Origin of the sequence: Flavobacterium amnicola (genome assembly GCF_004122165.1) — a bacterium.
GTDB lineage: Bacteria > Bacteroidota > Bacteroidia > Flavobacteriales > Flavobacteriaceae > Flavobacterium > Flavobacterium amnicola.
In genome coordinates this window covers 25,557-50,878 of the sequence record NZ_SBKO01000004.1, presented here as the reverse complement: position 1 = coordinate 50,878, position 25,322 = coordinate 25,557, and the positions used below count along the sequence as shown (strand labels likewise).

The following is a 25,322-nucleotide window of genomic DNA, read 5'->3' as shown; positions in this document are numbered from 1 at the left end:
TTCTGGTATGAACAAAAAGCTTTATTCTTTTACAATTTTTACAGTCTCGGTTCCTTCGTTAAAATATAATTTTACTAAATAGACTCCTGAACTATAATTTGAAAGATCAATTTGTGTAGTACCTGAAGCATTTTTAGTTTTTAAAATTCTTCCATTTAAATCAATAACTTCAACTGTAATAGTATTGGCAATCGCAAATTCTATATTTAGTACTGAATTGGTTGGATTGGGATAAATGTTAAATTTAGACACATTCCATTCACCAATTGATAAATTATTAACTATCGTTGTGGCATATTGTACTTGTCTAGGATTATTAGGGGGGCCATAGCTTGGATTTCCTCCTGTAGCAGCTGGATCCGTAAAATGATCGAATGTAATCATTGCATTTTTACTATTGCTAAATTCGGCAGAAATAAATTGACCTGTCCTTGAGTTTCCTGTAAATACAGTTCCAGTTTGCCAAGTAGTCGCACCATTGAACAAACAAGCATAATTCACTTGCCCAATATTAGTAGTTGTGGGAGAGGCGTTATAGGCTAAAAATAAATCATTTGACGCATTTCTAGTAAATGCATGAAACCCATCAGTTGAAGAGTTTATTCCAGCAACAATGTTACCATTCATTTGCCCACCTACCCATGATCCGGTTTTATTGGTAGTATAAATTAATTTTAGAGTTGTATTGTTTTCACGGTATATTATATGTTGCTTGTTGTTGCTGTCTGATAAAATAGTAACTCTATCTGCAGCAGCTGAACCTGTTGCGCCAGTTGCAAGAAATACTGGAGCTGACCAGCTTCCTGAAACATTGTTTGTATATAATAAACTGCCATCAGTACCGCTTCCATTGGTTTCTGCTACAAATGCAACATAAGATTTATTGTTATTGTCAATCGAAGCTGCAATCATGTTTAATTCATTAGCACCAGTACCACTTCCACCAGTTTGCGAATAGACTGTTTCAGATGCCCAGCTACTACCATTGAAATTTTTATGCATAATAGTATAAACTCTACTTGAAACACCTCCACTTCCAATATTTCGAATTAAGTAATACACATGTGGTCTATTGGAACTATCTAATTTTAATTGCACATGAGCATATCCATAATTAGTAGCATTGTTAGTTTGATCTATTGTTGTATATGTCCATGAAGTTCCGTTATTGCTATATACATACTTTATTTCTAATCCATTACTCGTGTATACACTAAAAAGCATGTGGTATGCCCCTGTAGAATCAATTTCTAACGAAACGCCATCGCTAAACATAGTGTTTGTCGAAGAGATTAATACACCTGGAATAATTGAAGCATCAAAATTCGCAACACTAACCCAACTGGAAGTTCCTGATTCCCATCTTAATAATCGGTAAACCGGATTTATACTATTACTTGAGTGTGTAAAAACACCATCGTTAAAAAGGCAATAAAATTTTCCATCGGCACCTATTGCAGTAGTGCTAAACATATTAGAAGAACCATTTCCATATTCAATTCTTCCGTTACTAAATGTTTGTGAAATTGATTTAACAGAAATGAAGATAAATAATACTAAAAGTAATTTTTTGCTCATAATTTTTGTTTTGAATGAAATTTGATGTTTTGCAAAGTTACATTTTTTTAATTATCCTTTTTGAAATTGTAATTAATTGATATTTAATTAAATTGTTTTTAATACTAGTTTTTTTATTGTTCTATTTAATGCTTTTTTTTCAATTAAATTGTTAAAATTTCTTACAATTATTAAAAAATCAAATCGGAATTAGAAATCTTGAGTTTTTTATAAGAACTTTGCACACTTTTTTTCGACAAAATGCGAAAAATTAAAGCTTTAGAAATGAAAAAGAAGATTGAAATTCTAGCTCCTGCAAAAGATTTATTAACAGGTATTGCCGCCATTAATAGTGGTGCCGATGCCGTTTATATTGGCGCTCCTTTATACGGCGCTCGATCTAATGCAACCAATTCTATAGAGGATGTAGCGGCACTAGTGCAATATGCCCACTTGTACAACGTACAGGTTTTTGTGGTGATCAACACTATTTTATACGATAATGAATTGGAAAATTGCCGCCAAATGATTTGGAAATTGTATGAAGCTGGCGTAGATGCTTTAATTATTCAAGACATGGCAATCATGGAAATGGAATTGCCTCCAATAGCCCTTCATGCTAGTACACAGGCCAATAATCGTGATGCCGATAAAATTAAATTTTTGGCCGATGCCGGAATACAACGCGTGGTTTTAGCTAGAGAATTGAACTTACACCAAATCAAAGAAATAAGTGAAGCTACTGATGTAGAACTAGAATTTTTCGTAACGGGTGCTTTGTGTGTTTCCTTCAGTGGGAATTGTTATATGAGTGTGGCCAATGGAGAGCGTTCTGCTAATAGAGGTTCTTGTGCACAAAACTGCCGTTTGCCGTATAACTTAATCGATGGTCATGGCGAAACGTTAATAAAAAACAGTCACTTACTTTCGATTAAAGATTTTGATGTTTCGAATCAAATTCCAAATCTTGTAGAAGCCGGAATTTGTTCTTTTAAAATTGAGGGACGATTGAAAGATATCGTGTATGTAAAAAACAATGTGTCGTATTTACGCCAAAAATTAGATGCTTTCTTAGCTGAAAATGGTGATAAATATGTTAAAGCTTCATCTGGATCTTGTACTTACAGTTTCGATTCTGCTCTAGATAGAACTTTTAATCGTGGGTATACTGATTATTTTGTAAACGAAAGACATCAATCGATTGGCTCTTGGGAAAGTCCAAAATCGAAAGGACAATACATCGGAAAACTACTTAAAACCGTTGGGAATTCGTATGAAATCGAAAACGGTGAGTTGTTGAATAACGGGGACGGACTATGTTACATCAATGAAAATAATGTAGCGGAAGGGATTTATGTCAATCGTGCCGAAAATGGTAAAATCTATCCAAATGTGTTAAAAGAAATTGCAGAAGGAACCGAAATTTACCGTAATAACGATGCCGCTTTTATTAAGTTGGTGGAACGCGAAGACAGTGCGGTTCGTAAAATTAGTACTTCTTTGTTATTGAAAGAAAACCAAGATGGTTTTGAATTAATCGCGACCGACGAAGACGGAAATACTAGTGTTGTGAAATTAGTTCACGCTAAAGAGCAAACAAAAAATAACGAATCCATTGAAGAAAACTTCAAAATAAATTTAGCGAAAACAGGGTTTACTCCTTATACGGCTAATGAAATCACCATTGATTTTTCTCAAAATTGGTTCCTTCCTATTTCGAAGATTAATGAAATGCGAAGAACGGTGTACGAACAACTTTCGGAAATTCGTATGAAAAATTATGTGCGTAAAGAACATCAATTGGTCAAAACATCTCATCCATATCCAGAAACAAAATTGGATTTCATGTACAATGTCGCGAACAAAACGGCTCGTAAATTTTACGAACGCCACGGTGTAACCGAAATTGAAAAAGCCTTCGAATTACAATGGGATCCTGGAAAATCTCGCGTAATGACTACTAAATATTGTATCAAATACGAATTGGAACGCTGCCCAAAATACCATCGTGAAAACATGGATCAAAAACTAAAAGAACCCTTAGTATTGAAACAAGGCGAACTAGAATACAAATTGAAATTTAATTGCAAACCCTGCGAAATGGAAATTTGGGAAAAAGACGCCGAGTTTGAAATTGAAGACGACCATATTCATTAAAATACACAACCGATGCTTTATAGAGTGTCGGTTTTTTTATTAATTTTGGCGTGACCACAAGGGTCAGGCTTTTGGCTTTATCTCTCCACTTCGTTACGAGGATACCGCCGCAAACGGAGTTCACTGAACTCAAATGAAAATAAGTTTAAGTGAAGTAATCCTTCACGCAAACACACAACACCACAAAACAACAAAAATGTCTAAAATACTACTACTAGGATCCGGAGAATTAGGAAAAGAATTTACAATCGCTGCACAACGCATCGGTCAAACGGTTATCGCAGTCGATAGCTATGAAAATGCGCCAGCCATGCAAGTCGCTCATGGTTTTGAAGTGATTAATATGTTAGATGGTGACGCCTTAGATGCCATTGTAGCCAAACACCAACCTGATTTTATTGTTCCCGAAATAGAAGCCATTCGTACCGAACGTTTTTATGACTATGAAAAACAAGGGATTACTGTGGTTCCATCCGCGAAAGCTGCCAACTTTACCATGAATAGAAAAGCGATTCGGGATTTAGCAGCCAAAGAGTTAGGACTTCGCACCGCCAATTATAGATACGCAACAACTGCAGAAGAATTAGAGAAAGCTGTCGCTATAGTGGGAATGCCTTCTGTGGTAAAACCCTTAATGAGTTCTTCCGGAAAAGGCCAATCGACAATTAAGACAGAAAGTGATATTGAAAAAGCCTGGAACTATGCTGTAGAAGGTTCTCGTGGGGATGTGGTTGAAGTGATTGTAGAAGCATTCGTGAATTTTCATTCAGAAATAACCTTGTTAACTGTAACACAAAATAACAATCCAACTTTATTTTGTGCGCCAATCGGGCACCGACAAGAACGTGGCGATTATCAAGAAAGTTGGCAACCTGCTCGAGTTTCCGATAAAGATTTGCTGGAAGCACAAGATATGGCAAGGAAAGTGACTGAAGCACTTGGAGGTGCTGGGCTTTTCGGAGTCGAGTTTTTCTTAACCAATGAAGGTGTTTATTTTTCCGAATTATCGCCAAGACCACACGATACCGGAATGGTAACCTTAGCCAATACTCAAAACTTCAATGAATTTGAATTGCATTTACGTGCCATTTTAAGTTTGCCCATATTCGAAATTACGTTAGAAAAGAACGGCGCAAGTGCTGTCATTTTAGCTTCCGAAAATTCGAATCACCCAACATTTGCAGGAATTGAAAAAGTCGCTTCTTTGCCTAAAACGGATTTTAGATTATTCGGAAAACCAACATCAAGACCGTACAGAAGAATGGGAGTTGTGTTAACGAATGATTCACTAGAAACGCCAATTGAAACCATTGTAGAAAGAGCAAAAGAAGCCGCTGCCTTAGTTGTGGTTAATCCAACGAGTGTAATGGCTTAATGTTTTTTATAGAACAGAAAGAAAAATATAGCTTTAATAAAAGGGTCAAAAAAACTACTTTTGTAAAAAATTTTAAATGCCCAAAGAACTTCAAATACAAGTTGCACCTGAAATTGCTTCCGATGTTTTTTTATTAAAAGAACATTTAGCGAAGTTATTGCATGTAAAATCTTCTGAAATAAAGCACTTTTCAATTCTGAAACGCTCCATTGATGCCCGTCAAAAAGCGATCAAATTCAATTTGAAAATTACAGTGTTTTTGGAAGGCGAAGCAATTGTGGAAGAACAAGTTACTTTGCCAGATTATAAAAACGTTTCCAATGCTCAAGAGGTAATTGTAGTAGGAGCAGGTCCTGCCGGACTTTTTGCGGCTTTGCAATTAATCGAACTCGGATTAAAACCAATCGTCATTGAACGCGGTAAAGATGTTCGTGGGCGTCGTCGTGATTTAAAAGCGATAAATGTAGATCATATTGTAAACGAAGATTCCAATTATTGTTTTGGGGAAGGCGGGGCCGGAACCTATTCTGATGGAAAATTATATACCCGTTCTAAAAAACGTGGTGATGTCGATAGAATTTTAAAATTACTTGTTGCTTTTGGTGCTACACCGGATATTTTGGTTGATGCGCATCCGCATATTGGAACCAATAAATTACCGCAAATCATTCAAGACATCCGAGAAAAAATCATCGAATTTGGTGGAAAAGTATTGTTTGATACTCGTGTGACTGATATTTTGGTTAAAAACAACGAAATTCAAGGTATTTTGACTCAAAATGGCGATGCTATTGAAGCACAAAAGTTAATTTTAGCTACCGGGCATTCTGCTCGAGATATTTTTGAATTATTAGATAAAAAGAAAATTTTAATCGAAGCTAAACCTTTTGCTTTGGGTGTTCGCGCCGAGCATCCGCAAAGTTTAATCGATAGTATTCAATATTCTTGTGATTTTAGAGGGGAACATTTGCCACCCGCACCCTATTCAATTGTGAAACAAGTGAATGGCCGTGGCATGTATTCGTTTTGTATGTGTCCAGGAGGTGTTATTGCACCTTGTGCTACAAGTCCGGGAGAAGTAGTTACAAACGGTTGGTCTCCTTCTAAGCGTGATCAAATTACGGCCAATTCTGGGATTGTGGTCGAATTGAAATTAGAGGATTTTAAGCCTTTCGCCAAACACGGTGCCTTGGCTGGAATGGAATTCCAAAAAGCGATCGAGCAAAAAGCTTGGCATTTGGCGGGGCAGACACAAAAAGTTCCGGCACAACGATTGGTCGATTTTACTCAAAATAAAATATCGGCAGACATACCCAAAACGTCTTATGTTCCAGGTACTACTTCCGTAGAATTGGGACAAGTTTTTCCAGGTTTTTTAACGCAAATTATGCGGGAAGGTTTTTCTCAATTCGGAAAATCGATGAAAGGCTATTACACTAACGAAGCTATTTTACATGCACCGGAAAGTAGGACGTCTTCGCCCGTAAGAATTCCACGTGATAATGAATCCTTAGAACATCTTCAAATAAAAGGCTTGTATCCTTGTGGAGAAGGGGCCGGATATGCCGGAGGAATTATTTCAGCGGCGATTGACGGTGAAAAATGCGCATTAAAAATCGCTGAATCTTTGGCCTAATTCACTTTTTTGGTTAAACTAATTTTCAGATAAAGCAATCCGAATAGTCCTGCTAGTAAGGATGCAATTATTATATATAGTTTTGCATTGTTAATGATTTCGGCATCGCTAAAAGCCAGTAATGTGATAAAAATGGACATGGTAAACCCGATGCCACCCAATAAACCTGCTCCAAAAATGGATTTTAATGGCAAATCTTTTGGAAGTTCCGCAATTTTAAATTTTACAGATAAATACGAAAACAAATAAATCCCTAGGGGTTTTCCAACGACCAAACCAGTAATAATTCCGATAGCATAATTTGGAAAAAATGTCCCAGAACTATTAAAGTTTAATGTTATAGCTGTATTGGCCAAAGCAAAAATTGGTAAAATGATAAAAGCCACAGGCTTGTGAAGAAAGTGCTCTAGTTGGTAGGAAATGGTATTTTTTGTTCCGTTTTGAAATGGAATCGCAAAAGCCAATAAAACACCAGTAATGGTTGCATGCACACCCGAATGAAGCATAAAATACCACATCACTACTCCTAAAATCAAATAGGGAAGTAATTTGTAATATTTGAATCGATTCATCACCAACATAAGTCCAAAAATAGCCATCGCTATTCCTAAATTCATCCAGTTCAAATCATTTGAATAAAACAAAGCAATGATGATTATAGCTCCTAAATCATCAATTACCGCGAGTGCAGTTAAGAAGATTTTTAATGACAGTGGAACGCTATTTCCTAACAAGGATAAGATGCCTATTGCAAAAGCGATATCGGTCGCCATTGGAATTCCAATACCGTTGCTTTCTGGTGAGTTATAAGTGCAACCAAAATAGAGTAACGCCGGAAATATCATGCCACCCAATGCTGCCATAATGGGAAGTATTGCGTTTTTAAACGAGGATAATTCGCCAATATACACCTCGCGTTCTAATTCCAAACCAATCATTAAAAAGAAAATGGTCATCAAGCCGTCATTCACAATATGTGCTATAGAAAAGTTTCCTATTGTAAGATGGAAAAAATGCAAATAGCTTTCGCCGAAACTAGAATTGGTAATTAAAATAGAGCTAAGTGTACACAACAGAAGTATAATTCCGCTTGCCTTTTCGCTTTCAAAAAAAGAAGTAAATAATTTAGTGGCTTTCATTAATAAAAAATAATGGCTAATAATTTTCTAAATTTACGACATTCTTAAAAATTATTATGTCAGTTTTGAAAAAAGTAAATAAAAAAATAAAAGCCGATAACCAAACTGGTTTTGGTGCTAACGCCGCTAGTTACGGAGGACGTTTTATCAATAAAAATGGTACAGCCAATGTTAGAAAAGAAGGGATTGGTTTTATAGAAAGTATTAGCTGGTACCACACGATGCTGAATATTCCACGTTGGAAGTTCATGACCATTATTTTTATTTTTTATTTACTTGTCAATTTTTTATTTGCTTCTATTTATTGTTTGATTGGTGTGGAGCACCTTAATGGAATTTCTGCCGATAATTTTATCGAAAAGTTTGGTCAGGCTTTCTTTTTTAGTGCACAAACGTTTACAACAGTGGGGTACGGACATATCAGTCCAACCGGTTTTTTAGCCAGTTTTGTAGCTTCGGTAGAAGCGTTGTTTGGACTGTTAAGTTTTGCTATTGCTACCGGTTTGTTTTACGGAAGATTTAGCAAGCCCAAAGCGCATATCAAATTTTCAGAAAATGCTATTGTCGCTCCTTTTCAAGAGGGAAAAGCATTAATGTTTCGTATTGCTCCGTATAAAAATACGAATTTGACCGATGCGGAAGCTAAAGTGACTTTAGGGATGAAGGTAGTAGAAAATGGTATCGAGGTCAATCGCTTTTTTTCTTTGGATTTGGAATACGATAGAATCAATGCGTTGACTTTAAGTTGGACATTGGTGCATCCTATTACAGAAGATAGTCCGTTGTTTGCTTTTACGAAAAATGATTTTCAGACACAAAAAGGAGAGGTAATTATTTATTTAAAAGCTTTTGATGAAATGTATAGCAATACGGTGGCCATCAGGTCTTCTTATATTTTTAAAGAAATTGTATATGGTGCGAAATTTATACAGATGTTTGAAAACAACGATAATAGTAAAACCCTTCTGCATCTTGATCGATTGAATAGCTATACTGAAGTAGTGCTTTAAGATTTATTGGAGCTTGTATTCGAGGGTTACATTGACTTTTTTGGCTACTTTGCTTCTGATAAGTAGTGGAAGTTCTATATTAAAGTCGTCCGTATTTAAATCGAAATTTGAAGTTAAAAATACTGTATTTCCCGTTTTTGAAATTTTTGCAGCTATGCGAATCTCTTTCGATTTTCCGTGTAGTTCCATATTACCACTAATGGTAACATCTTGTTTTTGAGTAGTTAACTGAGTGAAATCAAAATTGTCAATTTTCCCTTTGAATACTCCTTTGGGATATTTGTCACTCTCCATGTAGTTTTCGTTGAAATGTTCTTGCATTAAAGCCAATCGGAATTGAAATCCTTTCATAAAAACCAATCCAACAATTTCTCCTGTTTTAGTATTTAATACACAGCCTGAATTTTTATTGGTGGCTTTTACTTCTTCGAAAGAAGGTACGGAGGCTTCAAAGATAGCGGTGCCGGTTTTGGTAAGTACTTTGTCTTGGGAAAACCCCAATAATGGAAGGATAAAAAATAAGATTGGAATTAACTTTTTCATCAGGTGTTTATTCAGGATAGTTACTGTTTTTCCAAGCTATAATTAAATCAATTTTTGATTGAGGTAAGCGATCTCCTCCAAAAGGCATCAAAAAACCAGGATCCGTACTGGAAATTCGATTGATCAATCCACGTGCAATAATAGCATCTCGTACATTTTGATAAGTGAGTAATGGCATTGGTGCGCCGTTTTGTGGCGGGTTGGTATGACATTCAATGCAATTGGCTTGAATGATGGGTTTCACATCAGTAGAATATTTTATTACAACTGGAGCGGGTAGCGTCAAATCGGATTCACTATCATTAGTACATGAAGAAGTTATAATTATTAGTAAAATTGAAATGACTATGTTTTTCATAAAAGAATGAATTTAATTGTTAAAATTAAAATAAAAAATGTTTTTTTGCTTAAAAAAAATGTTAAATTTGAGATATTAATCAATTGTTTGAGAGTGTTTTAATTCATAAAATGAATGGTTAACGAAACGTTGCTAGATTTTTAAATACTAGAATTTATGAAACAAATTTTACTTCTAATTGTTTTGATGGCATCCTTGCAGTGTTTTTCGCAAAATGATGTTTTTAACGTGGCACGATCTGGAACTGTTGCCGAGTTAAAAGAATTGATAAAAAGTGATCCCAATAGTATAAATGCGTTAAACAAAGATGGCTATTCTCCATTAATTTTAGCGTGTTACAAAGGGAATGTTGAAGTGGCTGAATTCTTGATTAAAAACGTCAAGGATATCAATTACGTTTCTGGAATGGGAACAGCATTAATGGCCGCCACGGTAAAACAAAATGTTTCAATAGTTAAATTACTACTAGAAAATAAAGCAAATCCTAATATTTCTGATGCAAACGGTTCAACGGCATTGATTTATGCTTCCATTTTTAAATCATACGAAATTGTTGATTTATTAATAAAACACAAAGGGGATAATGCTCATAAAGACAATAGGGGCAATTCAGCAATTGATTATGCAATACTTGCAGATGATGATAAACTAATACAAATCTTAAAAGCAAAATAACATGAAAAACTTTATTTTAATATTGGTCATCAATATTTTAACGCTGTCGGGTTTGTCAGCACAAACCTATACAACCGGAACGGTGACTTTTTTTGCCAATTTTTCAGGAAAAATAGATGTAAACAGCACCACCGTAACGGTAACTTTGGTGGGACCGAACAACAGTTGGCTAGGAATCGGTTTTGATGCCACTACAATGGATGATGTTGGTCAAGATGTTGTTATCTTTGATGGAACTGCCATTACCGATAGAAGTTTTAATGGTACAGGTGTAATTCCTCCAACAGATACTCAAAACTGGACATTGGTTTCTAATCTGAACAACACTCCAACTACAGGTAATAGAACGGTTACGATGACAAGACCGAGAGTCGCATCAGAAGGAACCGATTATACTTTTCCTCTAGCGGCACAACCATTGAATATATTGTTTGCCCGTAGAACAGGATCAACTACTATTGGCTATCATGGATCTGGTAATTGTGGTGCAACAACTGTTAATTTGACTTTGGGTAGAGATGGTTTTAAACCAGACGCTTTTAAAATGTATCCCAACCCTTCCAAAGAATATGTAACTATCGAACTTCCGCAACAAGTGAATACTGGAGAAATGAAGATTTATGATAATTTAGGGAGAGTAGTCAGAAAGCAAACGATAACCCAATCTGAAAATAAAATTGAAACCGGTAGTTTAACCAGTGGTACCTATATGATTGTGCTGCGAACAGAATATGGAAATGTCACTAAAAATTTAGTAATCGACTAGTTCATGAAATATTTTTTACTATTGTTTTTTTGTGCGTTTTCTCCTCTTGCATTAGCTCAAGACGATTTACTCTCCAAGATTGACTCAGTAGCTACAGATGAGGTGGTAGTAGCAGCTTTTAAAGCCCAAAAGATTGTCAATTTAGAATCAACGAAGCTGCTCGGAAAAAAGGAATTGTATTTTGTTGTGGCACATCGCTTCGCTTCAGTAAAACAAGGTTTGGAAGGTTTTTTTGGTTTGGATAATGCAGTAACTCAAATCAAATTTATTTATGGAATTTCCGATAAACTTTCACTAGGTGCCGGTAGAAGCGAGCAAGCCTATGATTTCTCTGCTAAATATTTAATTACTTCTCAAAAAACAGCTGGTTTTCCTTTTACGATAGTGGGTTTTAATAGTATTGGAATTAATAATTTATTGAAAAAAGAAAATTATCCCAAAATGAAATTTGACAACCGATTGATTTATGTCAGTCAAATTTTAATCTCAAAAAAATGCAATACCAATTTATCGTTGGAATTTGCGCCGACGTACTTTCATGAAAATTTTGTGCTTGATAACGCCCAAGATAACAGTCAGTTTGCTTTAGGCTTTGGTGGAAGGTACAAAGTGTCCAAAAGGGTTTCGATCAATGCTGATTATGTCCCGCATTTAAATAGAAGTTCGTCGTCTACTTTTCACAATCCATTATCTGTCGGTGTCGATATTGAAACGGGCGGACACGTTTTTCAAATGCATTTTACCAATTCACAAGGCATTCATGAATCCGGATTTTTAGGCAATTCAACGGGTGATTGGGGGAAAGGCGATATTTTCTTTGGGTTTAATTTGGTTCGCGTATTTTAATTGCTAGCCTTAGCCCCGATGGGAAGTGGTATCCTTTTTTAAACTTGTAAAAGTTTGAAAAAGATATAACGGACAGCGGGAATTAGCTCCTAATACATTTCCAATTGTACATTATAACGGCTCAAATTCGACAAGGCTTCCTCAGATTTGTAATCGAACTCCTCCTCATGTTGTTGTTTTTCTTTTCTAACCGCAATCATTTTAATACAATTGTAAAAACGTCGCACTTCGTCTAAATTGGATAAAATCAAACCAGGAACAGGAACGTTTTTTCCTTCTGTATTTTTAGCGACCATGGTAAAATAACTCGAATTACAATGTTTTACGACGCCTGTTCGAATGTTTTCGGCTTCCACTCGAATGCCAACAATCATGGAGCTATTTCCGACATAGTTCACAGAAGCGCGCATGGTCACTAATTCTCCAACTTCAATCGGATTTAAAAAATCGACCGTATCGACCGAAGCCGTTACACAGTAATTACCCGAAAATTTGGAAGCACAAGCAAAAGCAATTTGGTCCAATAACGACAAAATATAGCCACCGTGAATTTTACCACTAAAATTGGTGTGTGAGGGTAACATCAGTTCTGAGATGACCACCTTGGAAGATTTGACTGTTTTAAAAACCTTTGTCATGATTATTTATTAAAATGTGGTGATTTTTCCGAGTGAACTTCGGTTACATAATAATTAGTATCACCCCACCAAGGGAATGTTTTATAGCGCTCAACATAAGTTACTTTGACGTATTTTCCTTGATATTCTTTTAACTGGTCAATCACTTTTTGGTCTTTGTCCAAAACCGAAAATTTGAAAATTTGGGCTCCCGAAATACCTTGTGATATTTCCCCTTCCCACGTTTTGAAGACATAGCCCTTACTACTGAATTTGATTAATTCGCCGGTACGATCGCCTTCGCTATAGGTAGCATAATATAAAAAAGTAAAATAGAGTGTAATTCCCAATAATAGGGTAGTGATAAAAATAAAAAGGATTTTTCGTAACATAATATTTTAGTTTAAAATGTTGTTTTCGTTTGTTTCGGCTCTGTTGATAATGCTTTCAGGCAACGATTTTTTGGCTTTGGCGCCCATCTTTTTTAGTTTTTCCACACTGGTGATGAGGTTTCCTTTGCCTTCCACTAATTTGTTCATCGCGCCACTATATTCTAATTTCGATTCGTCAATTTTTTTACCAATTTTAATCAAATCAGAAACAAAACCTTCAAATTTATCGTACAGAGCTCCTGCCTGACGTGCAATTTCATAAGCGTTTTCTTGTTGCTTCTGATTGGTCCACATACTATCAATGGTTCTTAAAGTCGCCAATAAAGTGGAAGGAGTTACAATGACAATATTTTTCTCAAAAGCCTTGTTGTATAAAGTGGTGTCTTCGTTTAAAGCCAAGGCAAATGCGGGTTCCATTGGAATAAACAACAACACAAAATCAGGACTTTCAATTTGGTATAAATCCTGATAATTTTTGTCACCCAATTGTTCTACATGGCGTTTTATGGCAATAACATGTTCCTTTAAATATTGCGCTTTTGTTTCTTCGTCGTCTTCGTTAATATAGCGTTCGTAGGCGGTTAAGGTTACTTTAGAATCGACAATCATTTTCTTTCCGTCGGGTAAATTAATCACGACATCAGGAAAAACGCGGTTCCCTTCTTCCGTTGTGAAACTTTGCTGTACTTCATATTCGCGACCTTTTTCCAATCCCGATTTTTCCAAAACACGTTCTAAGACCAATTCGCCCCAATTTCCTTGCATTTTACTATCGCCTTTTAAGGCTTTCGTTAAGTTTAAGGTTTCTTTGCTCATCTGAGCGTTCATTTCTTTTAAACCTAAAATTTGTTGTCTCAAAGCTGCGTGGTAATCAATACTTTCTTTGTGGGTGTCTTCGACTTTTTTCTCAAACAACTGAATTTTATCCTGTAACGGAGATAGAATATTTTTGAGGTTTTCTTTATTCTGTTCGGTGAATTTATTGGTTTTTTCTTCTAAGATTTTATTGGCTAGATTTTCAAATTCCTTGGTGAATTTCTCTTGTAGCTGATTGACTTCTTCTTTTTGTTCTTTGTTGCGTTCCCAAAGATTTTCGAAATCGGTTTCTTTTTTAGACAATTGAATCGCAAGCGATTCTTTCTCGGCACGAATGGTTTCTTTTTCGAAATTGGATTGTGCTAACTGTTGTTTTAATTGTTCGATTTGCGACAATAATCCGTTGATTTTTTCTTCCAAAGAAGCTGTTGCCGACTTAGAATTGGCGGCGAAAAGAGCTTTTCCAATGAATATTCCAATGGCTAAAGCAATAACAAATGAGGCTAGTATAATAATGGTTTCCGACATGGATTTTGATTTTGTAATGTAAAAGTAAACAATAAAATGAATTGGTAAAAGGATTGCTGTTTCAGGATACTACAAAATTTCCTAAATTGCAGGAATAACCTAATTTCAATGAAACTAAATTTTCAAAGTAATTCGCTTTTACTGCTTTTGTTCGTTCTTTTAAAGTTTTGCTTGCAGTATCATTTAGTTACATCCGAATATGGTTTACATCGGGATGAATTTCTACATTTAGACCAAGGTCAGCATTTGGATTGGGGTTATGTCTCCGTGCCACCTCTCACGGCATGGTTTTCCTATATTGTGTACCAGTTAGGAAATTCGGTGTTTTGGGTGAAGTTTTTTCCAGCTTTATTCGGTGCTTTGACAATGGTAGTGGTTTGGAAAACCATTGAAGTACTTAAAGGAAATCGATTTGCCTTGATTTTAGGAGCTGTTTCGATTTTGTTTTCGGTTATTCTTCGAATGAACATTCTGTTTCAACCCAACAGTTTGGATATTTTGCTTTGGACATTCTTTTATTATACTATCGTGCAATATATTCAAACGGAAAAGAATAAATGGTTGTATGTCGCCGGCGTAGTTTTTGCTTTCGGCTTTCTGAATAAATACAATATTGTTTTCTTGATTTTAGGATTGCTACCCGCTATTTTACTAACCTCACATCGAAAAGTATTCACCAACAAGCATTTGTATTTGGCATTACTACCGGCCATATTAATTGTATTACCTAATTTGCTTTGGCAGTTTCAACATGGTTTTCCGGTAATCTGACACATGAAAGAACTTCAAGAAACCCAGTTGGAAAATGTGGATATTGCAGATTTTATTAAAGAACAAATCTTATTTTTTCTCGGTTGCTTTTTTGTGCTTATCATCGGATTTATTGGATTTTGGAAATACAAACCTTTCAAAGAATACCGCGTTTTCTTTTGGGCATTCGTATTCACCATAGCAATTTTTATTTTCTTTAAAGCCAAAGCCTATTATGCCCTTGGTTTGTATCCTATTGTCATCGCTTTTGGAGCTGTTTATACAGAAGTACTTTTACAGAAAAAATGGCAAAAATATCTTAAGCCATTCGCTGTGTTGATTCCACTTTTGTTATTTATACCAATGTATCAATTGGCTTTTCCAAATATGAGTCCGATGCACATTAAGAACCATCCAGAACGCTATCAAAAATTAGGAATGTTGGAATGGGAAGATGGCGAAGAACACGATTTACCTCAGGATTTTGCCGATATGTTGGGTTGGGAAGAATTGGCTCAAAAAACAGACAAAGCTTTAAATACTATCGGAAATACCGAAAATACACTAATGGTTTGTGACAATTATGGTCAGGCGGGAGCGGTTAATTTTTATTCAAAAAACAAATCGGTTAACGTGGTTTCTTTCAATGCTGATTATATCAATTGGTTTCCATTAGAGAAAAAAATCGAAACCATCATTTGGGTAAAAGAAGCTCAAAATAAAGCGGAAACGATTGAGTTAGGCAAGAAAATATTTAAAAATACTGTTGTCTTCGATTCGATTGAAAATAAGCTCGCGCGAGAGTATGGTACCACTATTTTTATTTTGAAAAATCCTAAAAAGGATATCAATGCTTTACTGAAAAAATGGATTGCCGAAAGTAAAAAATAGTTTAGTCAAACGGATCCAATTCGGCTTCTAAAAAAGATGTTTTAGCCGTTTCTGAAGTAAAAATATCAGTACTATAATGCGTTGCCAACAATTGTTTGAAATGGGTTTTCAATTGCTGATTTTCTGAAATGAAGGCGGCAAAAGTGTCACTTTTAGATTTTCGAATGAAATGTGCAACTGCTTTAACACTAGCCACTGTAACAGTTTCATTGTATTTATCATGCGCACCAAGTGAAGCGGCATAGCGTTGAATTTGATTTCTGATGTTTGAAATAGCTTCCTCCGAACCAAATTGTCGAATGTAAATCCAAGCCAATCTCAAATGGGCTTCATGGCTAAAAAGCGAAGCTTCCAGTGTGCAATTTTCAAATTGTTGTGTAAACTCGGTATCGTTTAATTCAAAATGCATTTCCATCTGACATTGATTTTATTGCAACAAAATTAGGGATGTTTATAACAGAATAACTGTATTTTTACCAAAAATTAGTATGCATCGTTATTTTATCCTTTACAAACCACACGGCTATTTAAGTCAGTTTGTGTATGAAAAGAAACGTCCGAAAAAGAAATTAGGAGAATTGTACGATTTTCCAGAAGGAACTATGGCAATAGGTAGATTAGACGAGGATTCGGAAGGCTTGTTGTTACTAACTACCGACGGAATGATGAGTGAAATTGTCAGAAGTAAAACCATTCAAAAGGAATACTATGCTCAGGTGGATGGTGTAATTACATTGGATGCCGTAGAAAAACTGAAAAGTGGTGTGGAAATTGGCTTTAAAGGAATTCGATATACCACTAAACCCTGTGAAGCTTTTCTGGTAGAACTGTTGCCAGATTGTATTGGAGAAGGGAGAAGAATCCGAGATGAACGTCACGGACCTACAAGCTGGGTTTCTATTGCTTTAACGGAAGGGAAATTTCGTCAAGTACGAAAAATGACTGCTGCCGTAGGATTTCCCACGCTTCGATTGGTGAGAATTCGAGTAGGAAATATACATTTGCACCACTTAAAAGCGGGTGAAGTTTTAGAAGTAACCGATTTTGAAATAACTGAATAACCGAATAATCAAAAATGTTAAACATTGTTTTAGTAGAACCAGAAATCCCTAATAATACCGGAAATATTGGCCGTTTGTGTGTCGGAACCGGAAATCGTTTGCATTTGATCAAACCGTACGGATTTGAAATCACAGATAAAAATTTAAAACGTTCGGGTCTCGATTATTGGGTGCATTTGGATTGGAATGAGTATAATAATGTAGAAGAATGGATTGCGCAAATTCCAGATAAATCCCGCGTCTTTTTGTTTAGTTCTAAGGCAGATACATCCTATTATGAAGCTAGTTTTCAGGAAGGCGATTGGTTGGTTTTTGGCAAAGAAAGTGTCGGTTTGAGTACAGCAGTTTTGGCTCAATTTGAAAATCATTTAACCATTCCGATGAGTGATAAAATAAGAAGTTATAATATTGCCAATTCGGTGGCATTTGTGGTAGGTGAGGCGAGAAGACAGTTGTTTTTTAAATAGTTAATGAGAAATAATAATTTAGACATTCTAAAAATAGTACTAGCCTTTTTGGTGGTGGCCTTGCATATCTTTCCGGTCGCTAAAATGGAAGGAATTGTAGGTTTGATTTCGTATGAAATTGCGAGTGGCATTACCCGAATTGCAGTACCCACATTCTTTTTGATTTCAGGTTATTTTCTTCGGAACAAAATTGAAGACAAAGTTTATTTGTGGAAATATGCCAGGCGAATTCTTTTGCTCTATGTGGTTTGGCAATTGATTTATTTGCCCGATTTGATTCGTTTTTATAATTTAAAGCGTTTTTCTAGTTTTGATGCTGTTTTAAAAGTAGTTTATGGGTACTGGCATTTGTGGTACTTATTGGCTTCCGTCCTTGCGGTAGGGCTGTTGTATGTTTCTCGAAATTTAACTTTAAAACTAAAATCAGTAGTGATTGTTTTGTTTTTATCCATCGGATATGGATATCAAATGGCCTATCAATCCAATTTTGTACATGATTTGAATGGTCAGTTTTTATATGAAATTATAGGGACAACCCGAAACTTTTTGTTTTTTGCCTTTCCTATGTTGCTGTTAGGAACTTTGTATGAAAACTGGAAAGATTCTGTTGCTAAAATCAAGCACTTTTATTTTCCACTTTGGCTGGTATTGCTTGTCGAAGTGTATTTTTACTATCAGTTTAAAGTGAAAGCGATGGATTTTTTATTGGTTTTACCAGTATTGAGTATGCTAACATTCAGCATTGTCAATGAAGCCAGATCAATCTCTGAAAGAAAAATAAATACCACATTTTCTCTTGGGATTTATTTGGTGCATCCCTATGCCATTCGCTTGGTGTATGAGTTCTTGCCTCAAAAAACCTTTGGATTTGTTGTTTTTAAATATCTCCTGATTTGTTTAATTGCTATTTGTTTTTGGTGGATTTTAGATAAAATCAACAAAAAATTACCGTATTTTTTTTAATTCAGTATTTCTGCGAAAAATTGTTTCATGGCTTCCCAAGAGCGTTTGTCGGCTTTTTCATTATAAGCGGTTCCTTTGCTTTTGTCGTTTCCGGCATCTTTATGCGTAAAGGCATGAACAGCATCGGCATAATACACCATTTGCCAATCGGCTTTGGCGGTATTCATTTCATTTTGAAAAGCTTTAATTTCTGTGTCTGGAACAAAAAAATCATCAGCACCATGTAGTACTAATACTTTTGGTTGAATTGTTTCTATAGCTCTAATACCTTCTCTGGCTAATCCGCCGTGAAAGGAAACTACACCTTGCACTTTCATATTTCCTCTAGCGGCTTCAATTGCACCAGTTCCTCCAAAGCAGTACCCAATAACTGCAATTTTTTCTGGATTGGCACCCGCTTTCACCAATTGATCTAAGGCTAATTGGATTCTTTTTTGATATTCGGCATAATTGGTTTTATAGTAGCCCGCTTGTTGTCCGGCTTCTTTCGCGTCAGTTGGTCTTTTGTCGATTCCGTAAATATCGGCCACAAAAGCGATGTATCCTAAATTAGTTAGTTCGGTAGCACTTTCTTTAGCATGATTATCAATTCCTTTCCAAGCTGGTAGTACTAAAACACCTGCTTTGTTTATTAAACTTTTCTTTGGAATAGCTAGTATTCCTTCAAGTTTTTGGTTTCCATCCACATATGAAACGGTCTTGAGTTGCGCATTTATAGTCATAGATGTTAAAATCAGTAAAGAAAATAATGTCTTCATAATTCGTTTTTTTAGCACTATAAATTTAGGGAATTTTTACTACTATTTGAAAACAAACTTTCCTTTTTGAGCATCAAAAGTAATGTCTTCATCTTGAAATAGTGAATTGAAAACACCTTTCTCAATTAAATTGCAAGGTTGGTCTTGTATAAATTGTTTTTGGGTCATAACGATCATTTCATCACTCAATTGAATGGCTAAATCAATATCGTGTGTTGAAAATAATATGCATTTATGAGTTTCTTGTGCTAGTTTCTTCAATAGTTTGAATAAAGAAACTTTATGATGCAAATCCAAGTGGGTAGTGGGCTCGTCTAAAATGATAAGCGGTGTGTCTTGGGCTAATGCTCTTGCTATTAATACTTTTTGAAACTGTCCATCACTGATTTCAAAATGTTTTTTATGAACGATTTCTTGAATAGCAGTAAGTGCTATTGCATTTGCAATTTTTTCTTGATCGACTGAGGTTAATTTTCCAACCCAATTGGTGTAAGGTTGTCTTCCTAGTGCTACTAATTCGTAAACGGTTAAGTTACTTGGAGGAAGTTTTTCGGTTAAAACCACACTTAAGTTTTGTGCTAATTCGAGAGCTGTATACGCTTGAAGTGGCTTTTGGTTCAACTCGATTTCACCCGAAAGCGGTTTTTGAATTCCTGTTAAAGTGCGTAATAAAGTTGATTTTCCAATACCATTAGCACCAATTAATGCGATGAGTTTTCCGCTCTCAAAACTCAGGTTTATATTTTGGGCAATAACCGTTTTGGAGTTTTTGGAACTATATCCAATACTCAAATGATTTGTAGCTATGACTGTCTTGTTTTTCATTAGCTATAGTTTCTTTTTCGGATTAAAAGCCAAATTATAACTGGCGCCCCAATAATAGAGGTGATGGCATTAATAGGCAACACAACCGTACCTGCCAATTGTGAAAGTAAGTCGCAAAATAACATGGTGATGGCTCCAAAAAATAAGGTTCCCCAAAATAAAATCCAGTGTTTACTGGTTTGAAAAATCAATTTCGCTAAATGGGGCACAGCCAAACCAACAAAGGCAATAGGTCCAACAAATGCCGTAATACTTCCGGCTAGAAGACTTGTGGCTAGGATAATTATAATCTGTGTTCTGTTGAAGTTAATTCCGAGACTCTTGGCGTAACTTTCTCCTAAAAGAAGTGCATCCAAGGCTTTGATTTTTGAGATACTCAAAAGTAGACCAATTATGGTTACGATAAGTAAGATAGAAATTTGTGACCACGCTAAATTGCCTAGATTCCCCATCGACCAAAAGGTGAATTTTTGCAATTGTTCTGCCGTTGAAAAGTAAGTAAGCGAACTCACTATAGCTCCCGTGAAACTGCTAAACATTAATCCCACAATTAATATTGCCATAGTATCCCGTATGCGTTGTGAAACGAGTAATACGGCAATAAGGACGACTAAACTCCCTAAACAAGAGGCAAATATTATTCCGTAAGGCGAAAGAAAAATTTCAGCTAGATACACTGGGAGAAAGCTTGCTCCCATAATGACAAAAGCTACTCCTAAACTCGAACCGGAGCTCAAACCTAAAACATAAGGTCCTGCTAGCGGATTTCTGAATAGGGTTTGCATTAATAAGCCACTTATCGATAATCCAAAACCCACTAAAATAGCGGTAATAGCTTTGGGTAATCGGTAATTAAAAATAATATATTCCCAACTTTCTTTACTGGCTGTATTTCCAGTCAAACTTTTAAAAACTTCTTTTATCGGAATAGCAATTTGACCAAAACTAATATTGAGCAATAACAAGAATAGCAATAGTAATCCCAGTGCTATGAAAGTAATTGTATGTTTTTGAGAACCTGACAATTAGTTTAATTTTTGGAAAAAATGCAATTCATAATCAGTTAAAAGCTCGGGATGCAAAATTTTAATTAAATCTTTCAATACCAAATCAGGTCGGTTAGGGGATTCTTCAAAATAAATCAATCCGCCTGTTTTTCCTTTCTTAAGAGAATACGAATAGACTTGTTTAGTTTTGAAGGCTTTAAATTGTGCATAATGTGGATTGGTTTTTACCATTTCTTCCAAGGAATTAAATTGTCCTGGGCCTATCCAAAAATCCGCATTTTGTGCCTTTTCGAATACTTTTTCAAACGATAATGACAAACCTCCCGTTCCTATTTCATTCGCCCAAAGATAACTTGCTCCAGCATCTTTTAAAAACAAAGAACCCCAACTTTGTCCTTGCGGGACATACCAAATTTCTTCAAACATCGCTCCAGCTAAAACGGTAGGATGCGACTTGGCTTTTTTTGCAATGGTTAAGGCGTTTTCGTATTCGTCTTTGATGCTTTTAAAAAGGACATTAGCTTCTTTTTCTTTTCCGTATAAGGCACCAAAAAATTTAATCCATTCGGCTTTACCCAATGGTGATTGTTCGTTCCAGTCACCATTTAAGATAACTTTTAATCCGCTTTTTTCTAAATTATCCAAACTCGGATTGTGATTGTCCAAACCATATCCAATAATAACAGAAGGTGCTAAGTCGATGGCTACTTCTACATTTAAGGTTTGGTTATTACCTAATTCTTTTACTTTTCCGCTGTCGATATTTTTGCGGACTTTTTCTGAAGAGATATAATCCAAGTGAGGAAAACCGATCAAAGTGTTTTCAACCTCTAACATCACTAAAGAGGATATGTGGGTTGTTGAAGTAGCAACTACACTTTTAATTGGCACTTGAATAGTAGTGTGTTCTTTTAAACTGTCGGGGATAATTCCGTTTTTTTCTTGAAGGATGTATGTAAAAACCTTATTCGCATTAGGCCACGGGTTTTTAACCTTTATAATAGAATACCCCTTGTGTTTGTAAATTTCTAAGTCTTTTGCATGTTGAATACTGTTTTCTACTTTTTGATCAGAAGTTGTCGTAGAAGTTGATTCCTTTTTGCAGCTCCAAATTGTGATTAGTATTAAAGAGCAAATAAAGCGATTTAAAAAAGTGTTCATATTGTTTTACATCTACTGCAAATGTAAAAAAAGGAATCTTTATTCTTTGATTATTTTATAGGTACTGGTTTTTCCGTTTTCAAACTGAAGTTGTAAGAAATAAATTCCATTAAGCAATTGAGAAGTTTGATGGTCAAATTCAACTTTAGAATGGCAATTTGATAATTCTTTTCCCATAACATCAAAAACGGAATAGTTAGTTATGCTGTCTTTTGAATCAATATTTAATTGAGTTGAAAATGGGTTGGGATAGATATTAGTTTTTGAAATTTCAAATTCATTAGTACTCAGAAAAGCAACGCCTATATAGGAATTACGTTCAATAATAGAATTATATAAGTCAAGTTGATTTTTTAGTAAAGAAATATCGCAATTGCATTTTGTGTAGTATACCCTTACTGGAGATTCAGTTCCAATATAGGATGGAAAAGCACGACTATAATACTTTACATTAAAATTTTGAAATATTGTATTTAGTCCACCGTCATTGGTTGTCACGATTCCGTTACTGTCAAAACCAGTTGGAATTCCAATTGTCTCATTTAATAATGTGATGGACATAACATCGCCAAAGGTTTCTGGTTGTGGGCAAATGCTAACTTTTGTAACTAATGAGGTGTAATTGTTTAACTCGGAAATAAAATTTGATAAATTATTGTTTTGACAAACTGCAAAAATGGAATTACTTTGGTTAACAGGATGAGATCCTTGATAACATTGCGTTATTTGATTGTTTTGAAAGATCGTGTTTAGTCCGGCATCACTAGTTTGTGTGCCATAATATTCTCCCCAATTTACAGGTACATAAATATAATTATTGGTGTCAATTTGCACATGGGTTACTTGACAAAAACCAATAAAACCAATCAATACAAAAATAAAAGTAAAGTGAATTTTTTTCATCAAGAAAAGATTATTGCATAAATCTACAAAAGATTTTGAAATTAACTTGAAATAAAACTACCTTTGCACCCGAATTAAGGTTGTGATTTAGTAAATAAATGACATTAAAAGGGAATTAGGTTCAAAACCTAAGCTGTTCCCGCAACTGTAAGCTATCAAGCTCGTTGTTAACTACAATACCACTGTTCCAAATTGTCGGAATGGGAAGGTAAACAACAAGACGCAAGCCAGGAGACCTGCCTAAATTCTTAACAAATATCGAATCTTCGGGAAAAAAGGTTCTGGAATTATGAGTCTAAAGAAATTAGTTGTAATCTTTCTTCTGTTTTGCTGTCAATATGCTTTGGCACAAGATACTATTGCGATTAAGTTGCAAGAAGTGTCCGTATCCGATTTACTTTTGAAAAAGCATTCGGAATCACAATCCGTTTTGAAACTATCCGATTCTGTTACTAAGAATAATAAGCCTTCACTAACCAACTTGCTCAATTACAATTCACTGATTTATTTCAAGGAAAATGGATTAGGAATGGTTTCTTCGGTATCGTTTAGAGGGACAACAGCCCAACAAACAGCTGTAATCTGGAACGGAATTAACATCAACTCGCAGTTAAACGGTCAAACGGATTTTAACACCATTTCAACCCGTAATTTAAATTCCATTTCGGTTCGTTCTGGAGGTGGAAGTGCTATTTACGGTAGCAGCGCAATTGGAGGTTCTGTTCACTTAAACAATGATTTGATTTTTAAAAAAGCTATCTCTGGAGAAGTTCTAGTAGATTATGGAAGTTTTAATACGCTGGGAACCCATTTTAATGGGAAAATCAGTTCCGATAAAATAGCTTCTCAAATTGGTTTTTCCCGAAATAGTTCCGACAACGATTACACTTTTCCTAGAACCAATAAGAAAAACGAAAACGGACAATATTATAACAACAGCTTAAATGTAAATTTTGGATACAAGTTCAATGAAAAGCATTTTGTGAAGTTTTATAATCAATCGTACAATGGCGAAAGACATTTTTCGGCTGCCTTGGGTTCGGTTTCTAAAAGTAAATATCAAAACTTTGACACTCGAAATTTATTGGAATGGAAAGCGTTTTTTAATGCATTTACGTCAACCTTACGGTTTGCCCATTTGGGAGAAGAGTACAAGTATTTTGAAAATGCGGGCAAGGATGCATTCAGTTTTGGAAAATCGGTAACAGCAATTGTAAAATATAATGCGGAGTTCCATTTGTTTTCGAAAATGACGATTAACGGGATTGTTGATTATACACAAACGAAAGGTTCAGGAAGTGACTTGATTTCGGATGTTAGAAAAATTGGTTCGGCTTCGATTTTAGTAAAGCATAACGTGACGCATTGGTTTTTGTATGAATTGTCGTCCCGAAAAGAAACCACCAATCAATACCAAAGTCCGCTTTTGTTTTCGATGGGGACCGTTTTCAAACCTTTGTCTTTTTACAGAATCAAACTAAACGGTTCTCGAAATTTTAGAATTCCAAGTTTTAACGATTTGTATTGGGAAGGAAGTGGCAATAAAGATTTAAAGCCAGAAAGTTCGTATCAAGCAGAATTGGGACATGAATTTTTTACTAAAAATGTTTCTCTTCAACTGACAGGTTTTGGAATGAAAATAAGCGATATGATTCAATGGAAGCCTAATCTATCAGGAATTTGGACGCCAGAAAATGTGAATCAAGTTAAAACGTATGGACTTGAGGTCGTTTTAAAAGGAAACAAAGCGTTTGGGAATCATGGATTTGATTTTTCGTCTTCCTATGGCTTTACCAAATCCATCAATGAGCTGACGGGAAAGGAATTGATTTATGTTCCTAATCACAAATGGGTGACTAATTTTCTATATGCCTACAGAAGGTTTTCAATAAACGCTCAGGTTTTATATAACGGTCAAGTATTTACTTCAAGTGATAATGAAAATATTCTAACCGATTATATGGTTTTCAATTCGGGAATTCGTTATGGTTTTGGAAAAAAACAAAATTATAAAGTCGGTTTTCAAACCGCTAATATTACCAATGAGAATTATCAAAATGTCCTCGGTAGGCCCATGCCCGGACGTAATTATACTTTCAACATTAATCTAAATTTTTAAAT

General features: G+C 35.3%; 26 protein-coding genes and 1 riboswitch. Of the genes, 13 read left to right on the top strand and 13 right to left on the bottom strand.

The annotated features are described in order from the left end of the window. Nucleotides 1-21: 21 nt before the first annotated feature. Nucleotides 22-1,578, bottom strand: coding sequence for a T9SS type A sorting domain-containing protein (locus tag EQG63_RS09595; protein WP_129436157.1), 1,557 nt, complete (start codon nt 1,576-1,578; stop codon nt 22-24). Between the two features lie 264 nt (nt 1,579-1,842). Between EQG63_RS09595 and EQG63_RS09590 the strand changes: the two genes are divergently transcribed. The 3 genes from EQG63_RS09590 (at nt 1,843) to EQG63_RS09580 (ending at nt 6,725) form a co-directional block, all read left to right on the top strand. Further along, nucleotides 1,843-3,714, top strand: coding sequence for a peptidase U32 family protein (locus tag EQG63_RS09590; protein WP_129436156.1), 1,872 nt, complete (start codon nt 1,843-1,845; stop codon nt 3,712-3,714). Between the two features lie 133 nt (nt 3,715-3,847). After that, entirely contained in the window at nt 3,848-5,089 is a 1,242-nt protein-coding gene (gene purT, locus EQG63_RS09585) for a formate-dependent phosphoribosylglycinamide formyltransferase (RefSeq protein WP_262707800.1), read from the top strand. A 76-nt stretch (nt 5,090-5,165) separates the two neighbouring features. After that, nucleotides 5,166-6,725 carry an NAD(P)/FAD-dependent oxidoreductase gene (locus EQG63_RS09580; RefSeq protein WP_129436154.1) on the top strand — a complete coding sequence of 520 codons (1,560 nt, stop codon included), beginning with the start codon at nt 5,166-5,168 and terminating at the stop codon, nt 6,723-6,725. Here EQG63_RS09580 and nhaA read toward each other — a convergent pair. Beyond that, a complete protein-coding gene (gene nhaA, locus EQG63_RS09575) occupies nt 6,722-7,864 on the bottom strand; it encodes a Na+/H+ antiporter NhaA (RefSeq protein WP_129436153.1) in 1,143 nt (380 codons plus the stop codon). The genes EQG63_RS09580 and nhaA overlap by 4 nt on opposite strands. A 56-nt stretch (nt 7,865-7,920) precedes the next feature. On the opposite strand from nhaA, the gene EQG63_RS09570 reads away from it, so the two are divergent. Further along, nucleotides 7,921-8,874: an ion channel gene (locus tag EQG63_RS09570; protein WP_129436152.1), complete on the top strand. Its 954-nt coding sequence runs from the start codon at nt 7,921-7,923 to the stop codon at nt 8,872-8,874. 3 nt (nt 8,875-8,877) lie between these two features. Here the strand turns inward: EQG63_RS09570 and EQG63_RS09565 are convergent, their stop codons facing one another. Both EQG63_RS09565 and EQG63_RS09560 read right to left on the bottom strand, forming a co-directional pair. After that, the gene (locus EQG63_RS09565; protein ID WP_129436151.1) at nt 8,878-9,417 is read right to left on the bottom strand and encodes a YceI family protein; all 540 of its coding nucleotides are present in this window, start codon (nt 9,415-9,417) and stop codon (nt 8,878-8,880) included. A 7-nt stretch (nt 9,418-9,424) separates the two neighbouring features. Then, nucleotides 9,425-9,775 (bottom strand): hypothetical protein, encoded by a 351-nt coding sequence (locus tag EQG63_RS09560; RefSeq protein WP_129436150.1) that lies wholly within the window; start codon nt 9,773-9,775, stop codon nt 9,425-9,427. A 156-nt stretch (nt 9,776-9,931) separates the two neighbouring features. Between EQG63_RS09560 and EQG63_RS09555 the strand changes: the two genes are divergently transcribed. From EQG63_RS09555 to EQG63_RS09545, 3 genes are read left to right on the top strand one after another with little or no spacing between them, the layout of a single operon-like run. Beyond that, a complete protein-coding gene (locus tag EQG63_RS09555) occupies nt 9,932-10,450 on the top strand; it encodes an ankyrin repeat domain-containing protein (protein WP_129436149.1) in 519 nt (172 codons plus the stop codon). 1 nt (nt 10,451) lies between these two features. Beyond that, the gene (locus EQG63_RS09550) at nt 10,452-11,216 is read left to right on the top strand and encodes a T9SS type A sorting domain-containing protein (RefSeq protein WP_129436148.1); all 765 of its coding nucleotides are present in this window, start codon (nt 10,452-10,454) and stop codon (nt 11,214-11,216) included. 3 nt (nt 11,217-11,219) lie between these two features. After that, nucleotides 11,220-12,062, top strand: coding sequence for a DUF5777 family beta-barrel protein (locus EQG63_RS09545; protein ID WP_129436147.1), 843 nt, complete (start codon nt 11,220-11,222; stop codon nt 12,060-12,062). Nucleotides 12,063-12,151: 89 nt separating this feature from the next. On the opposite strand, the gene EQG63_RS09540 is transcribed toward EQG63_RS09545, so the two are convergent. From EQG63_RS09540 to rmuC, 3 genes are read right to left on the bottom strand one after another with little or no spacing between them, the layout of a single operon-like run. After that, the gene (locus EQG63_RS09540) at nt 12,152-12,700 is read right to left on the bottom strand and encodes an acyl-CoA thioesterase (RefSeq protein ID WP_129436146.1); all 549 of its coding nucleotides are present in this window, start codon (nt 12,698-12,700) and stop codon (nt 12,152-12,154) included. A gap of 2 nt (nt 12,701-12,702) precedes the next feature. After that, nucleotides 12,703-13,071, bottom strand: a complete 369-nt coding sequence (locus EQG63_RS09535; RefSeq protein WP_129436145.1) for a 6-phosphogluconate dehydrogenase — start codon at nt 13,069-13,071, stop codon at nt 12,703-12,705. Between the two features lie 6 nt (nt 13,072-13,077). Then, nucleotides 13,078-14,415, bottom strand: coding sequence for a DNA recombination protein RmuC (gene rmuC, locus EQG63_RS09530; protein ID WP_129436144.1), 1,338 nt, complete (start codon nt 14,413-14,415; stop codon nt 13,078-13,080). A gap of 108 nt (nt 14,416-14,523) precedes the next feature. On the opposite strand from rmuC, the gene EQG63_RS12405 reads away from it, so the two are divergent. After that, nucleotides 14,524-15,186: a glycosyltransferase family 39 protein gene (locus EQG63_RS12405; RefSeq protein ID WP_317125551.1), complete on the top strand. Its 663-nt coding sequence runs from the start codon at nt 14,524-14,526 to the stop codon at nt 15,184-15,186. 3 nt (nt 15,187-15,189) lie between these two features. After that, a complete protein-coding gene (locus tag EQG63_RS12400; protein ID WP_317125550.1) occupies nt 15,190-16,056 on the top strand; it encodes a hypothetical protein in 867 nt (288 codons plus the stop codon). A 1-nt stretch (nt 16,057) separates the two neighbouring features. Here the strand turns inward: EQG63_RS12400 and EQG63_RS09520 are convergent, their stop codons facing one another. Further along, nucleotides 16,058-16,471: a hypothetical protein gene (locus EQG63_RS09520; RefSeq protein WP_129436143.1), complete on the bottom strand. Its 414-nt coding sequence runs from the start codon at nt 16,469-16,471 to the stop codon at nt 16,058-16,060. Between the two features lie 73 nt (nt 16,472-16,544). On the opposite strand from EQG63_RS09520, the gene EQG63_RS09515 reads away from it, so the two are divergent. Genes EQG63_RS09515 through EQG63_RS09505 form a run of 3 tightly spaced genes read left to right on the top strand, consistent with a single transcriptional unit; the run spans nt 16,545 to nt 18,547 of the window. After that, nucleotides 16,545-17,117 (top strand): pseudouridine synthase, encoded by a 573-nt coding sequence (locus EQG63_RS09515; protein WP_129436142.1) that lies wholly within the window; start codon nt 16,545-16,547, stop codon nt 17,115-17,117. 14 nt (nt 17,118-17,131) lie between these two features. Then, nucleotides 17,132-17,584, top strand: a complete 453-nt coding sequence (locus tag EQG63_RS09510; protein ID WP_129436141.1) for a tRNA (cytidine(34)-2'-O)-methyltransferase — start codon at nt 17,132-17,134, stop codon at nt 17,582-17,584. Nucleotides 17,585-17,587: 3 nt separating this feature from the next. Beyond that, complete coding sequence (locus EQG63_RS09505; RefSeq protein WP_129436140.1) at nt 17,588-18,547, top strand: acyltransferase family protein; 960 nt, start codon at nt 17,588-17,590, stop codon at nt 18,545-18,547. Here EQG63_RS09505 and EQG63_RS09500 read toward each other — a convergent pair. The 5 genes from EQG63_RS09500 to EQG63_RS09480 are packed head-to-tail and all read right to left on the bottom strand — an operon-like array spanning nt 18,544 to nt 23,201. Next, nucleotides 18,544-19,305: a dienelactone hydrolase family protein gene (locus tag EQG63_RS09500; protein WP_129436139.1), complete on the bottom strand. Its 762-nt coding sequence runs from the start codon at nt 19,303-19,305 to the stop codon at nt 18,544-18,546. The two genes, EQG63_RS09505 and EQG63_RS09500, sit on opposite strands and share 4 nt — an antisense overlap. A gap of 42 nt (nt 19,306-19,347) precedes the next feature. Further along, nucleotides 19,348-20,130 carry an ABC transporter ATP-binding protein gene (locus EQG63_RS09495; RefSeq protein ID WP_129436138.1) on the bottom strand — a complete coding sequence of 261 codons (783 nt, stop codon included), beginning with the start codon at nt 20,128-20,130 and terminating at the stop codon, nt 19,348-19,350. Further along, nucleotides 20,130-21,155, bottom strand: coding sequence for an iron ABC transporter permease (locus EQG63_RS09490; RefSeq protein WP_129436137.1), 1,026 nt, complete (start codon nt 21,153-21,155; stop codon nt 20,130-20,132). The genes EQG63_RS09495 and EQG63_RS09490 overlap by 1 nt, the downstream gene beginning before the upstream one ends. After that, nucleotides 21,156-22,298 (bottom strand): ABC transporter substrate-binding protein, encoded by a 1,143-nt coding sequence (locus EQG63_RS09485; RefSeq protein WP_129436136.1) that lies wholly within the window; start codon nt 22,296-22,298, stop codon nt 21,156-21,158. Nucleotides 22,299-22,337: 39 nt separating this feature from the next. Further along, complete coding sequence (locus EQG63_RS09480; protein WP_129436135.1) at nt 22,338-23,201, bottom strand: T9SS type A sorting domain-containing protein; 864 nt, start codon at nt 23,199-23,201, stop codon at nt 22,338-22,340. Nucleotides 23,202-23,261: 60 nt separating this feature from the next. After that, a riboswitch (cobalamin riboswitch) is annotated at nt 23,262-23,459 on the top strand. A gap of 31 nt (nt 23,460-23,490) precedes the next feature. Here EQG63_RS09480 and EQG63_RS09475 point away from each other — a divergent pair. Beyond that, nucleotides 23,491-25,320 carry a TonB-dependent receptor plug domain-containing protein gene (locus EQG63_RS09475; RefSeq protein ID WP_129436134.1) on the top strand — a complete coding sequence of 610 codons (1,830 nt, stop codon included), beginning with the start codon at nt 23,491-23,493 and terminating at the stop codon, nt 25,318-25,320. Nucleotides 25,321-25,322 lie beyond the last annotated feature (2 nt).